Raw genomic sequence first — 16,342 nt, 5'->3', positions numbered from 1 at the left:
TGCTTGTCGAATAATAGTTGATTTTGTAACTAACAACCATGACACAGCCAGATTCCGCCGAAAAAGATGACTTCGACCTGCGAAATTTCCTGCCCTTCCTGCTCAACCAGGCAGCCGAGGAAAGCTCGTTGGATTTTCAAAAGGTCTACAAGAACCGCTATGGGATGCTGCGCACCGAATGGCGCGTGTTGTTCCACCTGGGCAATTACGGAGAGATGACCGCCAAGCAGATCGGGGAACGTGCCAAGATGCACAAGACCAAGATCAGCCGCGCGGTGCACAAGCTGGAACAGCGCCGATACCTGCGGCGCACCCGCGACGAAAACGACCGCCGGATGGAGCGGCTGACCCTGACCCCCGCCGGTCTGACGGTGTACCGCGAATTGCGCGACATCGCCCGCGACTATGACGCCCGGCTGGCGGGCATGTTCACCACAGGCGAGGCGGCCCTGTTGCGGATGATGCTGCGGCGGCTGGCCGGGATGGACTGACCTCTGGTAATCTGGCCCCGCAACCCCCAAGTGGGGTGCAGACCAGACGGAGCCCCAAGATGCCATCCACCGACTCCAAAGCCTACGCCGAAAACCTGATCGGATGGTTGCTGGACCGGGGGCTGGAGGGGGCCGAACAGTCGGAAATACTGGAAGGCTATTGCCTGCGGCTTGTGGATGCGGGCGTTCCCCTGATGCGGTTTCACGCCGCCCAGAGCGCCTATCACCCTACTTATGGCGGTACCGGCTTCAACTGGTACCGTGACGAAGGGGGCAGCGTCGAGAATTACGAACACACCGAGGTACCGCCCGCACAATGGGTGAACAGCCCGCTTTACGAGATGCTGCAGACCGGCGCGAAGGAACTGCGCGAGAGGTTGAAGGACCAGAACGAACCCAGCCGGTTTCCGTTTCTCAACGAACTGCACCAGAGGGGCGCCACCGACTATTTCGCATCCGGGCTGGTTTTGCAGAAGGTCGAACCCGAGCGCCGGATCGCGCTGGACCAGATGCCCGAGGGGGTTCTGATGTCTTGGGCGACGGATCACGCCGAGGGGTTCGACGAAACGCATCTGGATCTTATCCGATATGCCCTGCCGCATCTGGGCCTCGCCTTGAAATCGGCCGCGAACCGGAAGATGGCGCAGGATCTGTTGCGTGTCTATCTGGGCGGGGATGCTGGCCACCGTGTACTGTCGGGTGAAATCCGGCGCGGGTCGCTACAGCAGATCGACGCTGTGATCTGGAATTTCGACCTCGAGGGCTTTACCGGCCTGGCCGAACGGCTTCCCGGGTCGGACATCATCGCGATGCTGAACGACTATCTGGCCGTGGCGGTCGAGGTCGTTCAGGGTTGTGGCGGCAATATCCTGAAATTCATGGGCGACGGCCTGATGGCCATGTTCGACGTGGGCGAGATCGACGAGGACGCCCGCGCCGCGCTGGCCGCTGTGACTGTTCTGCAAGAGCGCATTGCCGAGCTCAATGCGGAACGGGCTGCCGCCGGCTTGCCGGTCGCCAATTTCACCCTTGCTCTGCATTCGGGCGAAATCCTTTACGGCAATATCGGTGCTGAAAGCCGGCTGGATTTCACCGTGATCGGACCGGCGGTGAACCAGGCTGCGCGTATTGCAGGCATGCACCGATCGCTGGATCGACGTATCTTGATCTCGGATGACGTGGCCCGCGCCGCTCAGCCCTGCGAACAGGAACTGATCTCGGTCGGGCGCTACATGCTGCGCGGCGTACCCGAACCCAAAGAGCTGTTCACGATCTTCGCGCCGACGGCTTAGAAGTCGATCTCGACCCCGGGCAGGTTCAGTTCACGCATCATGTCGCGCAGCTCCTGCCGCGCGGCGATGTTCGAAATGTTGAGCTGTTTCACCCCGATATCCTTGAGGTCCAGCAGAGTCAGCCCGCGCGGGAACAGTTCGCGAAAGATCACACGCTCGGAAAAGCCCGAGGCAACGCGGAAGCCGATGCGCTGCGACAGCATCTCGATGGCGCGCTGCATCTTTTCCTTGTTGACCATGCGTTGGGTGCCCACGCGGTTGCGCACCACGACCCAGTCGATCGGTTTCAGCCCGGCCTGCGCCCGCAATTGCCGCGCGTTCCAGACCATCTCGGAATAGACCGAGGGGCCGAGAATCTTTTCGCCCTTCGAGTCGATCCGGGCCAGCAGGTCGAAATCGATGAAACTGTCGTTCAGCGGCGTGATCAGCGTGTCGGCCAGCGAATGGGCCACCTGGCTCAGCCTTGTGTGCGAGCCGGGGCAGTCGATCAGGATGAAATCGCTGTCGCTCTCCAACTCGGCCACGGCGGCGGACAGGCGGTGGTCATAGATGTTCTCGCCGGGTTTGAGCTTGCTTGCGTCGATCTCGGGCAGGTCATGGTGGCGCGGGCTGGGTAGCTCCAGCTTTTCCGTGGACAGGAAATTGCGGCGGTTCTCGAAGTAGCGGCCCAGGCTGCGCTGCCGCAGGTCCAGATCCAGGGTGCTGACCTTGTTTCCCAAACGCGCCAGCGCGGTTGCAACATGCATGGAAACCGTCGACTTGCCTGCGCCGCCCTTTTCGTTCCCCACAACGATGATATGTGCCATACCTGTATTCCCAAGTCGCGCCGTGTTTGCCTACACGTTGTTTGAACCCACTATATGTTGTGTGATCCGCGAAGAAAAGCTGTCCTGTAGGGTCTGCGGGACAATATCAGTGTCCAAATTGGATTTTTTCGCGATACCCGCCGCTTGACGCTTGGATGTTGCCAAACGGGGCGTCCGTCGCCACAGTCTGTAAACTGACTTGGACGCAAGGACCCGGCTTGGAGCACGTATTCCTGAACGTATTGAACATCGTTCTGCCGGTGCTGATCTGTGCCGGCGTGGGGTACGGTCTGGCGGTCGCGCGCGCACCGTTCGACAACAAGGTGATCGGCGGGATTGTCTCGAAGGTGGGATATCCGACACTGATCATCTCCCATCTGTCCGCCACCAAGATCCAGATTGCCACGTTTCTGGACATGATGGCGGCTGCTGCCCTCGCCATTGCGGCGTTCGGCGTGCTCGGGTTTCTGGCGTTGCGGCTGTTGCGCTGGCCGGTGCGGGCGTTTCTGACCCCGCTGATGCATGGCAATGTGGGCAATATCGGGTTGCCGATCACTTTGCTGGCACTGGGCGATGCGGGCATGGCCTATACGATGGCTTTTGTCGTCGTGGTGTTGGTGAGCATTTTCACGGTCGGCATGTGGATCCCGGCCGGAGAGTTCTCGGCGCGCAAGCTTGCAACATCTCCGATCATCTATGCGGTTATCATCGCGTTGACGCTTTTGGCTACGGGTTTTGCCCTGCCGCAACCGATCGCCAAATCCTTTGACATTCTGGGCGGGCTGTCGATCCCACTGATGTTGCTGACACTGGGTCACACACTGGCCACGCTTCGGACGGGCAGCCTTGGCCGGGCGGTCGTTCTGACAGGTCTGCATCTCGTTTTGGCCGCCGGGATCGCCACCACGCTTGTCTGGCTGTTCGGCGTTACCGGGGTCGAACGCGGAGCGTTGATCCTGTGCTGCCTGATGCCGTCTTCGGTTGCGACATACCTGTTCATCGACCAGCATGTTCCAGAATATGGCCCGGAAGTGGCCGGATTCATCATGGTCTCAACCCTGACGACGATCCTGGTGCTGCCACTCGCCTTGGCCTACTGGATCTGACTTTGGCTAACCAGGAACCGAAATCATGATATTGCACTGCGTGTTCTTCACTTTCCGATCAGATGCACCGCAGGACGCGCGCCGCGCCGTTCTGACCGGCTTGGCCGAGCTATGCGCCGACCTGGAGGGGGTCTTGGCCTTTGAAAGCGGCCCCAATCTCGATTTCGAAGGAAAGTCGCAGGACTATCGCGATGGGTTCGTGATCCGCTTTGCAGATCGACCCGCTGTGCAGGCTTATGCCGAACACCCGACACACCGCCGGTTGGGCGGCCAGCTGTGTGATCTGTGTCAGAATGGTGCTGACGGGATCATCGTCTTTGATCTCGACGTGCCGGACGCGCAATAGAAGCGGCCAACGAAAAAGGCCGCCCCCATGGGGACGGCCTTGGAAATTCCGAAAAGGCGTGGGTTCAGAAACCCAGGCCTTCGTATTTCTTCTTGAACTTCGACACGCGACCGCCGGCGTCCATCAGACGCGACGAGCCACCGGTCCACGCGGGGTGCGAGGAGGGGTCGATTTCCAGGGCCAGCTGATCGCCTTCGGCGCCCCAGGTCGATTTCATCTGGATCACGGTGCCGTCGGTCAGTTTGACGTCGATCATGTGGTAGTCGGGATGGATGTCTTTTTTCATCTTTCCGCTCCTTACGCCTCGGCGCCAGCCTTGGGCTTGTAGTTGGTGACTTCTGCGATACGAGCGGATTTACCGCGACGGGTACGCAGATAGTACAGTTTGGCGCGACGGACGCGGCCACGACGGACAACGGTGATGCTGTCGATGTTGGTCGAATACAGCGGGAACACACGCTCCACGCCTTCGCCAAACGAGATCTTGCGAACGGTGAACGATCCGGCGATGCCGTCGCCGTTTTTGCGCGCGATGCAGACGCCTTCGTAGTTCTGCACACGGGTGCGCGAGCCTTCGGTCACCTTGTAGCCGACACGGATGGTGTCACCGGCTTTGAAGTCGGGGATGTCTTTCCCCAGGGCGGCAATCTGTTCCGCCTCAAGCTGTGCGATCAGGTCCATCGCAGTTACTCCTATCTGCTCGTGGTTGGTCCACGAAGTTGGGCACGATCTGAGAGCTCTTGGTCTTCTCCGGGTCCCGCGATCTGCAGCCCGCCAGAGGTCAGGTCGAATGTTCCTTTTGGTCCGGGTTATTCCACAGCTTCCCTGATCCGAAGAAGGGCAGGTGCGTTCCTGCGATCAACCCAAAACACCGGAGTCGCCCCAAAGGCGGCACCGGATTGCGCCCGTTTAGGGAAGTCGGACGTGTATATCAAGCCCAAATCGCCGGTTTTCAGGCCAAATCGCGGTGGATTTGGTGGGAATCCGCCGTCACCTGTACCGCGACGTTGCCTTGTGCCGGGGATCGGGCATTCTGGGTCATAATTTGAGGGCAGGTTTAGAGGCAGAGCAACAGGATGAGCAAAACGATTTTATGCGTGGTTCTTGCGCTGGCACTGATGTCTTGCGGGCGTCGTGCGCCGGCGCCCCAAATCGTAGACCAACCTGTGGTCGCGGGACTTTCCGGACCTTCGGTTTTGTACCCAGCCTTTGCGGATGCCGACCCGCATGACTGGGAGCGGCGGCGGCCCGAGCACTATCCCGTGCATGGGCTCGACGTCTCGCGCTGGCAGGGACCGATCGACTGGCGTCAGGCCAAGGCCTCGGGGGTCAGTTTCGTGTTCATTAAGGCGACCGAAGGGGGCGACGTGGCCGATCCGATGTTCCAGGATCACAGTCAGGGCGCTCGTGCGGCAGGGGTTCCGTGGGGGGCATATCACTATTACTACTTCTGCCGCCCCGCGGCCGAGCAGGCCCGCTGGTTCATTCGAAACGTTCCACGTGGGGCCGACCTGCCGCATGTGCTGGACATGGAATGGACCCCCCATTCCAAAACCTGCACCCTGCGCCCCGATGGCAAGACGGTGCGGGCCGAGGCGGAAAGGTTCCTCGACATACTGGAGCGACACTACGGCCGCCGGCCGATCGTCTACACCACGGTCGATTTCTACGAGGACACAGGGATCGGACGGCTGCCAAAGACCGAGTTCTGGCTGCGCTCGGTCGCGGGGCATCCGCGCAATGTCTACCCTAAGGCAGTCTGGCGGTTCTGGCAGTATACCGGCACCGGTTTGGTTCCCGGCGTGCAGGGGCGGGTGGACATCAACGCCTTCAATGGCTCGCCTGATATCTGGGCGCGATGGAAGGCGGGTGCACCCTAGTCGTCGGCTTCCCCGCGCGCCTTCAGGTAGGCATCCCACAGGTCCGGGCGGCGCGCACGGGTAATCTCTTCCGCCATCTGGTGACGCCATTCGGCGATGCGACCATGATGTCCGGACATCAGGATCGGAGGGATCTCGCGCCCGTTCCACTCGGCTGGCCGAGTGTATTGTGGATGTTCCAGCAAGCCGGACGAAAAGCTCTCTTCCTCGGTCGAGGCCTGATTGCCCAGAACCCCGGGCAGCAGTCGCACGGTGGCGTCGATCAGCGCCTGCGCGGCAATCTCGCCTCCGGTCATGACGAAATCGCCCAGCGAGACTTCCTGGATGCCGTAATGCTCCAAAACCCGTTCATCAACGCCTTCAAAGCGGCCACACAACAGGGTCATGCCATCGCACCGGGCCAAGTTCTGCATCATGCGCTGATCCATCCGGCGTCCGCGCGGGCTGAGGTAGATCAGCGGCCAGTTGCCCTGTACCCCATCCATAGTGTGATCAATGGCGGCCCCCAGTACATCCGGCCGCAACACCATGCCTGCACCCCCACCTGCGGGCGTGTCGTCGACATTGCGATGCTTGCCGACACCGAACTGCCGCAGATCGACCGTTTCCAGTTGCCATAGCCCGTCTTGCAGCGACTTGCCGGTCAGGCTTTCGCCCAATACGCCGGGAAAGGCAGATGGGAACAGCGTGATCACCTTGGCCTTCCACACGCCATGCAGGTCCGGCGTGGGCGTCAGCAGCTCACGCGGTTTCAGCGTGGGGCGAATAGCCTTACGGCCATATGACTTTGCAGGTTTGTCCGTCATGTGTTCGTGGTCAGGCTGTTTTGGGCGCGTTCGACGATATGGGCTTTCTGTCGGACCAGAGCCGCCTCGTCCAGCCCCGATCGGTTCAACTCGAGCATTTCGGATAGCGCTTCTCGCGGCAATGCCGGGTTTGACCGAGTGGGCTTGACCAGCAGGGCGGCTTTCTCGGGCGGCAGATCTAGGAACTCGGCAAAAGGTGTTCCGGGGCCAAAGCTGCGCTCACACAGGTCTTCCAGCCATTCGGTCTGCACTCGAACAGAGGGCAGCCGATCACGAACGGCGTCTACAGTCTGCTGCAGTGAAGGGAGCTCTTCGAGCCTCTCGCGGAAGGTGTCGAAATCCTGCACAAGCCGCGTGCGCTGAAGATCATGGGCCCAGAGGCTGCGGATCCAACTGCCGCGCTGGCGCAACGAGAGATAGACGGTGATGTCCAGTTCCGACCCGACAAGCCGGTTGCGCAGCGTATCGACCACGCAGGCGGCCAGATCAGGGGCTTCGGCGTATCCCACAACCAAATTGCGGCTGGGGCGAAGCCCCGAGAAGTTCTCCTCGCTCAGGATCAGGCCGCGCTTTTCCCCGAAATCCAGAGCCGCCAAGAGTTCGCGCCAGCGATTGCCGAATTCGGACAGCGTACCGAATGTCCCATACAGGGAATGGCGCGTGGCGGCTTCGGATAACCCGGATTTGCGGGTGACATATGGCAGAACCAATGCGTGGCGCGGCCAGATAAGCGCTCGGTTCTCGAACAGAAAGGATTGCGCGGCAGTCGTGCCGGTCTTGTGAAGGCCCAGATGCAGCAAGATGCGCCGCGTCACAGCAGGCCCTCGGGAGGGTCGGCGACGATACGCCCGGCTTCAAGGTCAACCGTGGGAACGGCGGCCTTGGTGAATGGCAGGAATACAGTCGATTTCAGCCCCGGCCCGTGCAGTTCGAGCAGGTCGTCGGCGCCGTGGTTTTGCACCGATTTGACCCGCCCCAACAGGGTTCCGCCGGTGTCATAAACCTCAAGCCCCAAAAGGTCGGCGTGATAGAATTCGTCATCCGGCAGCGATGGCAACTGCTCGCGCCGGGCATAAAGGCGCAGCCCCTTCAGGGCGTCCGCCTGTTCCTTGGTTTCGACCCCGCCCAGACGCGCGGCAAATCCGTTCTTGATCGCGCGTGTGATGATCAGCGGATAGCGCTGGGCGCCACTCTCGTCGGTCAGGGGGGAGTAGGTCTCGATATCCTCGGGTACCGCACAATAGCTTTTCAGGCGGACCTCGCCGCGTACGCCAAAGGACCCGGCGATGCTGCCGACACAGATCAGATCAGTCATTGGGCATTTCCGTTGTCACGCATATTCCACTTTCCCAGACACCGATTTCGCCGCAGGCTTCGCGTTGATTGTTGCGTTCAAAGAACACGCCCACAATAAAGGCGATCAGCAGCAGGATGGGAAGGCGTATCAATCCAAACATGCCACCCTACCGCGTTTCCACCGGCAGGCTGCCGCGGCGGCACTCCCAGCCATGGGTTTCCAGTTCGGGCGTGTCCGAGCAGTCCTCGGGCCAGCCCACGCAGAAATAACCGATCAGCCGCCAGCCTTCGGGCACTGACAGGTCGCGGGCTAGCCGGTCGGGATCGAGGATCGAGACCCAGCCCAGCCCCAGGCCATGCGCGCGCAGCGCCAGCCAGAACAAAGTGACGGCCGAGACCACCGAATAGCGGCGCATCTCGGGCATGGTGCCTGCGCCCAGCCCCTGGCCCTTGTCGGTGGCGTCATCGCAGAACACCGCTAGCTGCACCGGCGCCTCCTGCATGCCCGACAGTTTCAGCTGGCTGTACAGCTGCGCCCGGTCACCGGAATAACCCGCCAGCGCGGCGTCATTGGCCGCCTTGAAATTCTCCAGCGCCGCGGTCCGGGCCGCTGGGCCTTCGACGCGGATCACGCGCCACGGTTCGCTCAGCCCCACCGAAGGGGCCAGCTGAAACGCGTCGAGGCAGCGCGTCAGCACTGCCTCGTCCACCGCGTCGGTGTGGAACCGGCGTACATCGCGCCGGAGCCGCATCAACAGATCGAACTGCGTGCGGAAGTCTTCGGTGAAAGCCTGATCCTGCACGCGCCCGCCTGTTTACTCTTCTGCAGCAGCAGCTTCTTCTTCGGCCGGAGCGGCAGCAGCCTCTGCGGCTTCAGCAGCCTTGGCGGCTTTCTCTTCGGCGCGCTCCTGGGCTTTCTTGCCCGGGGTGCCCTTCTGAGGGTTGTTGCGCTCGGCTTTTTCCTTGGCGCCGGCAGCTTCCAGCATGCGGGCGATCCGGTCGGTCGGCTGCGCGCCCTGGTCCAGCCAGTACTGGATGCGCTCCATGTTCATCTTCACGCGCTCTTCGCTGTCTTTCGGCAGCAGCGGGTTGTAGGTGCCCAGCTTCTCGATGAAGCGGCCGTCACGCGGCATGCGGCTGTCCGCTGCAACGATGCGGTAGAAGGGGCGCTTTTTCGAGCCGCCACGGGCCAGACGAATTTTCATTGCCATTGTGGTATCTCCTTTGGATGGCGTTGGCCGGAAAGCTCCGGCTATTTCTGGTGTTTCTTGTGGTGTCGGATGACTTCCTGAATGATGAAATTCAGGAAAGCCTTGGCAAAATCGGGGTCCAGATCCGCCTCTTTCGCCAGGTCTTCAAGCCGTGCGATCTGCGCGGCCTCGCGCGAGGGATCGGACGGGGGAAGTTCGTGTTCGGCCTTGAGCTTGCCAACGGCCTGCGTGTGCTTGAACCGCTCGGCCAGCGTATAGACCAGGATCGCGTCCAACCGGTCGATGCTGTCGCGGTGGTCTTTCAGCAAGGCCGCGGCCCGCGTCACGGGATTGTTCATTGGCCGGTCCTTTCGGTGGTCAGATCGGTCGTTGACGTGTCGAGTTTCGGGTGCCGCCAGATCTGTGCGGATTTGCCCAGCACTTCGCCCTCGCGCTCGTAGGTCGCACCGAGGCGCTCCGCCAGAGCGCGCGAGCGGTCATTGGCGTGGGCGATATAGCTGATGACGCCGTTCAGCCCTTGATGGCGCGCCGCGTGGTCGCGGGCGGCCTGCGCGGCCTCGAAGCCCAGGCCCTTGCCCTCGGCCTGTTCCATCAGGGTCCAGCCCAGCTCGGGTTCGTCCCAGCCCGGCACATAGATCATGCCGGTCCAGCCCACGAAAGAACCGCTGGACTTTTCGGTCAGGTGCCACAGGCCATAGCCACGCAGCGCCCAGTGGCCAAGCCGGTTCGCCAGTCCGTTCCAGCAGCCCGCCGCATCCCTTGGCCCGCCCACCATGTGGCTGCGCTCGGTCGCGTAGAAGGCTGTCATCGCCGGCAGATCGTCCAGATGCGGCGCCCGCAGGATCAGGCGCTCGGTCTCAAGGGTCGGGATGGCGAAGGTCGTCATGCGTAGGCCTCCATCCCGCCATCTTCGTCGCCGGGCAGGTGGCGATAGACCAGAACCGGCTCGTCGAACCCGGCCTCGGCCTGTAGGTCGCGCTGGGCGCCCAGGCGCTCGGCCACGCGGACCGAGGCCGCGTTGTCGAGGTCTACATAGCTGACCAGTGACGGCAGGGCCTGCGGACCCAGCGCAAAGTCGCGGGCGGCTTCGGCCGCCTCGGTTGCAAAGCCACGCCCCTCGGCGGCTTCGGTCAGCAGATAGCCCAGCTCGTGTTCGCGGTCGCCGAATTCCATGCCGACCGACACGAACCCCAGAACCTGACCGCCCGAGCGGTCCTCGATGGCCCACATTCCCGCGCCGCGCAGCAGCCAGCCCGCGACGTATTGCGAGAAATCTAGCCAAGCCGCCTGCCGGTCAAACGGGCCGTCCATGTGTTTGGCGCGGTCCGACATCAGGATGTCGGCATAGGTGTCGAAATCCCCGATCCGCGGCGCGCGCAGCACCAGCCGTGCGGTCTCCAGCCGCGGCAAATCCGCAGCCAGCCGCGCCGACAGGGCTGCAGCGGGGCCGGTGGCCGGAGCCTCCCAGGGATATGCGACGGGCGCGGTCACTTACTTCTTCTTTCCGAATCCGCTCAGGCCGGGGGGCAGGGCCATGCCGCCGCCCATGCCGGGCATGCCGCCGGGCATCTTGCCGCCCATTGCCTTGGCCGCGGCTTCCAGCGCCTTGGGGTCCATGCCCGCGGCCATGTCCTCGGGGCTGGGCCCGCCTTTGCCGAACATGCCTTTCATGGCCTGTTTCAGCATCTTGCCTTTGCCCATCTTGCCCATCTTCTTCATCATGTCCGACATCTGCCGGTGCATCTTGAGCAGCTTGTTGATGTCGCTGACTTCCATGCCCGAACCGGCCGCGATGCGTTTCTTGCGGCTGGCCTGCAGAAGCGCGGGGTTCGCGCGTTCTTTCTTGGTCATCGACTGGATCATGGCGATCTGCTGGCGCAGGATCCGGTCGTCCAGCCCGGCCTGATCCATCTGCTTGGCCATCTTGCCCATGCCCGGCATCATGCCCATCATGCCCTGCATGCCGCCCATCTGGATCATCTGCTCCAGCTGCATCTTCAGGTCGTTCATGTTGAACTGACCCTTCATCATGCGCTTCATCATGCGCTCGGTCTGCTCGAGCTCCATGGTCTCCTGGGCCTTTTCGACCAGGGCCACGATGTCGCCCATACCCAGGATTCGGCCCGCGATGCGGTCGGGCTCAAAGGTTTCCAGCGCATCCATCTTCTCGCCCAGACCCACGAAGCGGATGGGCTTGCCGGTGACCGCGCGCATCGACAGGGCCGCGCCGCCGCGCCCGTCGCCGTCCATCCGAGTCAGGACCACGCCCGAGATGCCGACCTTGGCGTCGAACTCCTCGGCCACCTCGACGGCGACCTGACCGGTCAGGCCGTCGACCACCAGCAGGGTCTCGCGCGGGTCGACCACGTTGCGGACCTGCTCGACCTCGTCCATCAGCACTTCGTCGATATGCAGACGGCCCGCGGTATCCAGCATGTAGACGTCATAGCCGCCCAGCGTGGCCTGCTGCTTGGCGCGCTTGGCGATGTCCACCGGTTTCTGGCCCGGCACGATCGGCAGGGTGTCCACCCCGATCTGGGTGCCCAGAACCGCCAACTGGTCCATTGCCGCCGGGCGGTAGACGTCCAGCGAGGCCATCAGGACCTTCTTGCCCTCTTTTTCTTTCAGGCGTTTCGCCAGCTTGCCGGTGGTCGTCGTCTTGCCCGAGCCCTGCAAGCCGACCATCAGGATCGGCGCGGGCGGATTGTCGATTTTCAGCTTGCCGGGGTCTTCCTCGCCGCGCAGGGTATCGACCAACGCGTCGTGCACGATCTTGACGACCTGCTGGCCCGGCGTGATCGACTTGGTCACCGCCTGGCCGGTCGCCTGTTCCTGCACCTTCTTGACGAACGCACGCGCCACCGGCAGCGACACATCAGCCTCAAGCAGCGCCACGCGTACTTCGCGCAGGGCGGTCTTGACGTCTTCCTCGGACAGGGCGCCCTGTTTGGTCAGCCGGTCAAAGACGCCAGAGAGGCGTTCGGATAGATTTTCAAACATGCCTTCGGCCTCCTTCGCCGGTTGTCGGTTGGCGCCCCATAGATAGGGGCAGACGGGTCAATGCACAAACGCCCCCACGGGCGAAACTCGCTGGTGGGGGGCGATCCCTGAACGACTCAAGGGACCGGAAGAACAGACGCTTCCGGATGTTGCGATGGCGTTTAGGCCCATTGGCCACCCGAGTCAACCATCCGCGCTTGCCGGGTTGCATCGTCTTGCCTCGTCGGCCATGACTGCTGCGCTATTCGGGAGAAGACCATGGACGCCTCATCTGCCTTTCAGGACACGTTGCCGCTTAGTTCCGATGCACTGCTGGCGCAGCTGGACGATTGGGGGCTGCCCTATCGCCTGCACAGCCACGTCCCGCTGCGGACGGTCGAAGAGTCGAAGGCGGTCGAGGATCAGTTCATGGTGCCGGGCGAAAACGCGTTGCGGCTCAAGAACCTGTATCTGCGCGACAAGAAAAAGCGGAACTACCTGGTGACGCTGGAACAGAGTCGCGAGATAGACCTCAAGGCGCTGGGCGCCGAACTGGGGGTGGGCAACCTGTCCTTCGGGTCGGCGGATCGGCTGATGCAGAACCTCGGCATCCGTCCCGGCGCGGTCAGCCCTCTGGCGATGATCAACGGCGTCGGCAACGGTGTACGGTTCTTCATGGACGACGCGGCGCAGCATGCGGACGTGATTTATATGCATCCGCTTGTCAACGACCGGACGGTGGCCATGGCGCGCGACGACCTGATGGCCTTCTTCGACCGGATCGGGTGCGAGGTTACCTGGCATCCCTGATCAATCGCTCAGTGCCTCTTTCAACGCGGCGGCGACATGGGCGGCCGAGGGATTGACGAACAGGTGCCCGTCGGCCTCGAAAACCGATTCATCAAGATGTTGGGGGAAGGCCAGCGGCAATTCCGTGCAGGCCAGCAGGATCGCGGTTCCGGGGGCGGCGTGCCGGTTGCAGAATGCCAGCAGACGGTGGCGGGCGTTTGCCGAGGCACCGCCATAGAATTCGGTGTCGATCATGGCCTGCATTTCCGCGATCTGGTCCTCTGGAAGTCGGTCATTGGCTGTGATGCCTTCAGCCGCCAGCCGTTCCGCATAGTGGCGCGCTTGCATCGTGACCGAGGTTCCCAGAACCAGCGCGCTTTTTGCGCCTGTCGTTTTGGTGGCCACGGCGGTTGCATCAAAGATACTCAGGATCGGCATGGTCACGCCCTGCCGGATCGAATGCAAACGGGCGTGGGGTGTGTTCGAGGCGATGATGCCGAAATCACATCCCGCCTTTTCAAGCGTCAGCAGTGCTTCGCGGAAGACGGCATCGAACGCGGACCAGCTTGCTTCGTCGTCGGCGGTTCCGCGCAATGCGCGGGTTTTAGCCTGGGTGACGGATTCTATGGTCATCGGAGGAACAGGAAGCGGCGATCCGTGCCCACGGTCTGCAAAATGGCGCCCGGCGCCCTCGGCGATGGCGCGGTAATAGTCTATTGTCGACGCCCAGCCGACCCCGCCCAGAATTCCGATCTTCTTCATGACAACCGTCCAATCTGCCGATCCTGTTCGGGTGCAGATTGGACGGTTTGACCAAGGATGGCCAGTGGCTGGATCAGGCGGCCAGTTCGGCCACGGCTTTCTGCGCGTTGCTCAGAGTTGCTTCCGGGTCCAGCGCCATGCGGTCAGCGGCCACCACATCCACGTCATGGATGCCGATGAAGCCCAGAACATGGCGGGCGTATCCGGTCGCAAAGTCGATCTCGGACCCCACTGCGGTACCGCCCGAAGCGATGGCGAGGATGGCGCGTTTGCCCTCCAGCAGGCCCTTGGGGCCATTCTCGGTATATGAGAACGTCAGGCCCGCACGGGCGACCAGGTCGATCCAGGCCTTGAAGGCGGCCGGCACCGAGAAATTGTAGATCGGCAACCCGATCACCACCGTATCGGCCTGCTGCAGCTCCTTGACCAACTCGTCCGACAGGGCCAGCAGGTCGCGCTGGGTGGCGTCGCGTTGATCGGCGGGGGTGAAGTTGGCGGTGATCCAGTCCTCGGTCAGCAAGGGCAGGGGGGTGGCCAGGTCGCGGCGGATGATGCGGCTGGCGCCCAGGTGCTGGACGATGCGGGCCGACAGGTCGCGGGTGGCCGAGCCGGTGCGGCGGGCCGAGGCGTCGATATGCAGGATGGTCTTTGTCATGGCGTGGGTCCTTCTCAGGGTTCGGATTTTGCGTCTGAGCCCAATATGAGTATTGCGTGAGCGAACGAAACTGGGATAAATCAACAGGCATTGTTGGAAATTGCACAGAATTGGTTTTGTCATGGACAATTGGGACGAGGTCCGCACCGCCTATCAGGTAGCGCGTATGGGCACGGTCAGCGGCGCGGCCGAGGTTCTGGGGGTGCACCACGCCACGGTGATCCGCCATATCGATGCGATCGAGGCCCGGCTGAAGGTCAAGCTGTTCCAGCGCCACGCGCGCGGCTACACCCCGACCGAGGCGGGCGAGGATCTGCTGCGCGTGGCCCAGGCCACCGAGGATCAGTTCAACCAGCTGGTCGGGCGGCTGAAGGGGCGCGGAGACGATGTCTCGGGCGAGCTGGTGGTGACTTCGCTGGCCTCGCTGGCACCGCTGGTGGTGCCCACGCTGACCGCGTTCCAGCAGGACCATCCCGATCTGATCGTGCGCTATCTGACCGGCGACCGCCTGTTCCGCCTGGAATATGGCGAGGCGCATGTGGCCATCCGTGCCGGTGCGGCCCCAGATCAGCCGGACAACGTGGTGCAGCCCTTCATGACGCAAGAAGTGGGGCTTTATGCCAGTCAGGACTATATCGCGCGGCGCGGCCTGCCCGCGGGCGTCGAGAATTTCCCCAACCACGCCTTCGTCGGGGCAGATGACGAAAACAGCCGCGCGCCTTTTTCGCGCTGGCTGCGCGCCAATGTCCCGGCCGAGGCGATCACCTTCCGCTGCTCCAATAACTTCACCGTGGCCGAAGCGGTTCTGGCCGGGGCAGGGATCGGCTTCATGGCCCGGTGGGAAGCCGCCCGCCATCCGCAGTTGCAGGAGGTGATGGAGCCTCTGCCGGAATGGGCCGGCAACCTGTGGCTGGTGACCCATGTGGACCTGCACCGAACCAACAAGGTTCAGACCTTCCTGAAATTCCTCAAGGAGCAGGCCAAGGACTGGCTGCCATGAGCCCGCAGGCGCGTGGCCACCTGGCCATGCTGGTATTCTCGGCGCTGGTGGCAGGCAGTTTCTCGCTGGGTTCGATGATTGCCAACGAGATCGCGCCGGCGGCGTTGAACGCCGCGCGGTTCGCAATTGCCGGCGTGGTGATCGGCATAGCGGCGCTGATGACGACTGGCCTGCCGCGCAGCGCGGCGCGCGCGCCGTGGCGGTATCTGGTTTTGGGAGGGCTGTTCTCGGCCTATTTCGTGTTGATGTTCTACGGGCTGAAGACCGCGCCGCCGGTCAGCGCGGCGGCGGTGTTTACTCTGACGCCGATCCTGTCGGCGGTGGCGGGTTGGGTCCTGCTGCGCCAGATCACCACCCCGCACATGGCCCTTGCATTGAGCGTGGGCGCGGTTGGCGCGCTGTGGGTGGTGTTCCGCGCCGATTGGCTGGCCTTTCGCGCTTTCGAGATCGGGCAGGGCGAGATCATCTATTTCTGGGGCTGCGTGGCCCATGCGATCTATACGCCCATGGTGCGCAAGCTGAACCGGGGCGAGCAGCCGGTCGTGTTCACCTTCGGCACGCTGGTGGCCGGATGCGCGGTGCTGACGGTGTTCGGCTGGTCCGACATCCGCGCGACCGACTGGGCCAACCTGCCGGCGATCGTCTGGATCGGCCTGTTCTACGTCGCCATTTGCGCCAGCGCGGCCACCTTCGTTCTGTTGCAATACGCCACGCTACTGCTGCCATCGGCCAAGGTCATGGCCTATACCTACCTGACGCCCAGTTGGGTGATCATCTGGCAGATCGCGCTGGGCCAGCCGGCGCCGGGCCTTCTGGTCCTGGTGGGAATAGGGCTGACGATCCTTGCCCTGCTGCTGTTGCTGAAAGGGGATGACTTGGGGATGGCTCGGCAACAAACCGCGCCGGACTGACCTTTGCCAAAG

The 16,342-nt window shown here is 62.7% G+C and carries 23 protein-coding genes; 8 read left to right on the top strand and 15 right to left on the bottom strand.

What is annotated here, in order from left to right; genetic code table 11:
• The first annotated feature begins 38 nt into the window (after positions 1-38).
• Positions 39-491, top strand: a complete 453-nt coding sequence (locus AC2FNZ_RS00620; RefSeq protein ID WP_093965172.1) for a MarR family winged helix-turn-helix transcriptional regulator — start codon at positions 39-41, stop codon at positions 489-491.
• A gap of 59 nt (positions 492-550) precedes the next feature.
• Complete coding sequence (locus AC2FNZ_RS00615; RefSeq protein WP_496839197.1) at positions 551-1,783, top strand: adenylate/guanylate cyclase domain-containing protein; 1,233 nt, start codon at positions 551-553, stop codon at positions 1,781-1,783.
• Here the strand turns inward: AC2FNZ_RS00615 and AC2FNZ_RS00610 are convergent.
• Positions 1,780-2,589, bottom strand: a complete 810-nt coding sequence (locus AC2FNZ_RS00610) for a division plane positioning ATPase MipZ (RefSeq protein WP_093965175.1) — start codon at positions 2,587-2,589, stop codon at positions 1,780-1,782. The two genes, AC2FNZ_RS00615 and AC2FNZ_RS00610, sit on opposite strands and share 4 nt — an antisense overlap.
• A 218-nt stretch (positions 2,590-2,807) precedes the next feature.
• On the opposite strand from AC2FNZ_RS00610, the gene AC2FNZ_RS00605 reads away from it, so the two are divergent.
• The gene (locus tag AC2FNZ_RS00605; RefSeq protein WP_496839196.1) at positions 2,808-3,695 is read left to right on the top strand and encodes an AEC family transporter; all 888 of its coding nucleotides are present in this window, start codon (positions 2,808-2,810) and stop codon (positions 3,693-3,695) included.
• 25 nt (positions 3,696-3,720) lie between these two features.
• Positions 3,721-4,041 (top strand): Dabb family protein, encoded by a 321-nt coding sequence (locus tag AC2FNZ_RS00600; protein ID WP_496839195.1) that lies wholly within the window; start codon positions 3,721-3,723, stop codon positions 4,039-4,041.
• Between the two features lie 64 nt (positions 4,042-4,105).
• On the opposite strand, the gene rpmE is transcribed toward AC2FNZ_RS00600, so the two are convergent.
• A complete protein-coding gene (gene rpmE, locus AC2FNZ_RS00595; protein WP_093965180.1) occupies positions 4,106-4,327 on the bottom strand; it encodes a 50S ribosomal protein L31 in 222 nt (73 codons plus the stop codon).
• Positions 4,328-4,338: 11 nt separating this feature from the next.
• Positions 4,339-4,722 (bottom strand): 50S ribosomal protein L19, encoded by a 384-nt coding sequence (gene rplS / locus AC2FNZ_RS00590; protein WP_093965183.1) that lies wholly within the window; start codon positions 4,720-4,722, stop codon positions 4,339-4,341.
• Positions 4,723-5,117: 395 nt separating this feature from the next.
• Here rplS and AC2FNZ_RS00585 point away from each other — a divergent pair, with 395 nt between their 5' ends.
• Positions 5,118-5,921 (top strand): glycoside hydrolase family 25 protein, encoded by an 804-nt coding sequence (locus AC2FNZ_RS00585; RefSeq protein WP_170584850.1) that lies wholly within the window; start codon positions 5,118-5,120, stop codon positions 5,919-5,921.
• On the opposite strand, the gene trmD is transcribed toward AC2FNZ_RS00585, so the two are convergent.
• The 10 genes from trmD to ffh are packed head-to-tail and all read right to left on the bottom strand — an operon-like array spanning position 5,918 to position 12,234.
• Positions 5,918-6,727, bottom strand: a complete 810-nt coding sequence (gene trmD / locus AC2FNZ_RS00580) for a tRNA (guanosine(37)-N1)-methyltransferase TrmD (protein ID WP_170343378.1) — start codon at positions 6,725-6,727, stop codon at positions 5,918-5,920. The two genes, AC2FNZ_RS00585 and trmD, sit on opposite strands and share 4 nt — an antisense overlap.
• Complete coding sequence (locus AC2FNZ_RS00575) at positions 6,724-7,542, bottom strand: hypothetical protein (protein ID WP_496839194.1); 819 nt, start codon at positions 7,540-7,542, stop codon at positions 6,724-6,726. The genes trmD and AC2FNZ_RS00575 overlap by 4 nt, the downstream gene beginning before the upstream one ends.
• The gene (gene rimM / locus AC2FNZ_RS00570; RefSeq protein WP_093965189.1) at positions 7,539-8,042 is read right to left on the bottom strand and encodes a ribosome maturation factor RimM; all 504 of its coding nucleotides are present in this window, start codon (positions 8,040-8,042) and stop codon (positions 7,539-7,541) included. Before rimM ends, AC2FNZ_RS00575 begins: the two co-directional genes overlap by 4 nt.
• On the bottom strand, positions 8,035-8,184 hold the full coding sequence (locus AC2FNZ_RS00565) for a hypothetical protein (protein WP_170342739.1): 150 nt from the start codon (positions 8,182-8,184) through the stop codon (positions 8,035-8,037). The genes rimM and AC2FNZ_RS00565 overlap by 8 nt, the downstream gene beginning before the upstream one ends.
• A 6-nt stretch (positions 8,185-8,190) precedes the next feature.
• Entirely contained in the window at positions 8,191-8,826 is a 636-nt protein-coding gene (bluB, locus tag AC2FNZ_RS00560) for a 5,6-dimethylbenzimidazole synthase (RefSeq protein WP_496839193.1), read from the bottom strand.
• 12 nt (positions 8,827-8,838) lie between these two features.
• Positions 8,839-9,234, bottom strand: a complete 396-nt coding sequence (gene rpsP / locus AC2FNZ_RS00555; protein ID WP_093965193.1) for a 30S ribosomal protein S16 — start codon at positions 9,232-9,234, stop codon at positions 8,839-8,841.
• 41 nt (positions 9,235-9,275) lie between these two features.
• Complete coding sequence (locus AC2FNZ_RS00550) at positions 9,276-9,572, bottom strand: chorismate mutase (protein ID WP_093965195.1); 297 nt, start codon at positions 9,570-9,572, stop codon at positions 9,276-9,278.
• Entirely contained in the window at positions 9,569-10,120 is a 552-nt protein-coding gene (locus AC2FNZ_RS00545; protein WP_170342733.1) for a GNAT family N-acetyltransferase, read from the bottom strand. Before AC2FNZ_RS00545 ends, AC2FNZ_RS00550 begins: the two co-directional genes overlap by 4 nt.
• Positions 10,117-10,725: a GNAT family N-acetyltransferase gene (locus AC2FNZ_RS00540; protein ID WP_170342732.1), complete on the bottom strand. Its 609-nt coding sequence runs from the start codon at positions 10,723-10,725 to the stop codon at positions 10,117-10,119. The genes AC2FNZ_RS00545 and AC2FNZ_RS00540 overlap by 4 nt, the downstream gene beginning before the upstream one ends.
• Positions 10,726-12,234: a signal recognition particle protein gene (ffh, locus tag AC2FNZ_RS00535; RefSeq protein ID WP_496839192.1), complete on the bottom strand. Its 1,509-nt coding sequence runs from the start codon at positions 12,232-12,234 to the stop codon at positions 10,726-10,728. It lies immediately after the preceding gene.
• A 258-nt stretch (positions 12,235-12,492) separates the two neighbouring features.
• On the opposite strand from ffh, the gene AC2FNZ_RS00530 reads away from it, so the two are divergent.
• Positions 12,493-13,023, top strand: coding sequence for a prolyl-tRNA synthetase associated domain-containing protein (locus AC2FNZ_RS00530; protein WP_093965201.1), 531 nt, complete (start codon positions 12,493-12,495; stop codon positions 13,021-13,023).
• Here AC2FNZ_RS00530 and AC2FNZ_RS00525 read toward each other — a convergent pair whose 3' ends face one another.
• Together AC2FNZ_RS00525 and AC2FNZ_RS00520 are read right to left on the bottom strand one after the other, a co-directional pair.
• Positions 13,024-13,764, bottom strand: a complete 741-nt coding sequence (locus AC2FNZ_RS00525; protein WP_496839191.1) for an aspartate/glutamate racemase family protein — start codon at positions 13,762-13,764, stop codon at positions 13,024-13,026.
• Positions 13,765-13,837: 73 nt separating this feature from the next.
• Positions 13,838-14,419, bottom strand: coding sequence for an FMN-dependent NADH-azoreductase (locus AC2FNZ_RS00520; RefSeq protein WP_170366227.1), 582 nt, complete (start codon positions 14,417-14,419; stop codon positions 13,838-13,840).
• Between the two features lie 121 nt (positions 14,420-14,540).
• Here AC2FNZ_RS00520 and AC2FNZ_RS00515 point away from each other — a divergent pair, with 121 nt between their 5' ends.
• The gene (locus tag AC2FNZ_RS00515; RefSeq protein ID WP_170342724.1) at positions 14,541-15,419 is read left to right on the top strand and encodes a LysR family transcriptional regulator; all 879 of its coding nucleotides are present in this window, start codon (positions 14,541-14,543) and stop codon (positions 15,417-15,419) included.
• The gene (locus AC2FNZ_RS00510; protein WP_496839190.1) at positions 15,416-16,330 is read left to right on the top strand and encodes a DMT family transporter; all 915 of its coding nucleotides are present in this window, start codon (positions 15,416-15,418) and stop codon (positions 16,328-16,330) included. The genes AC2FNZ_RS00515 and AC2FNZ_RS00510 overlap by 4 nt, the downstream gene beginning before the upstream one ends.
• Positions 16,331-16,342 lie beyond the last annotated feature (12 nt).

Source organism: Ruegeria sp. SAZA006 (assembly GCF_059613465.1).
This window is presented reverse-complemented; position numbering and strand designations above follow the sequence as displayed.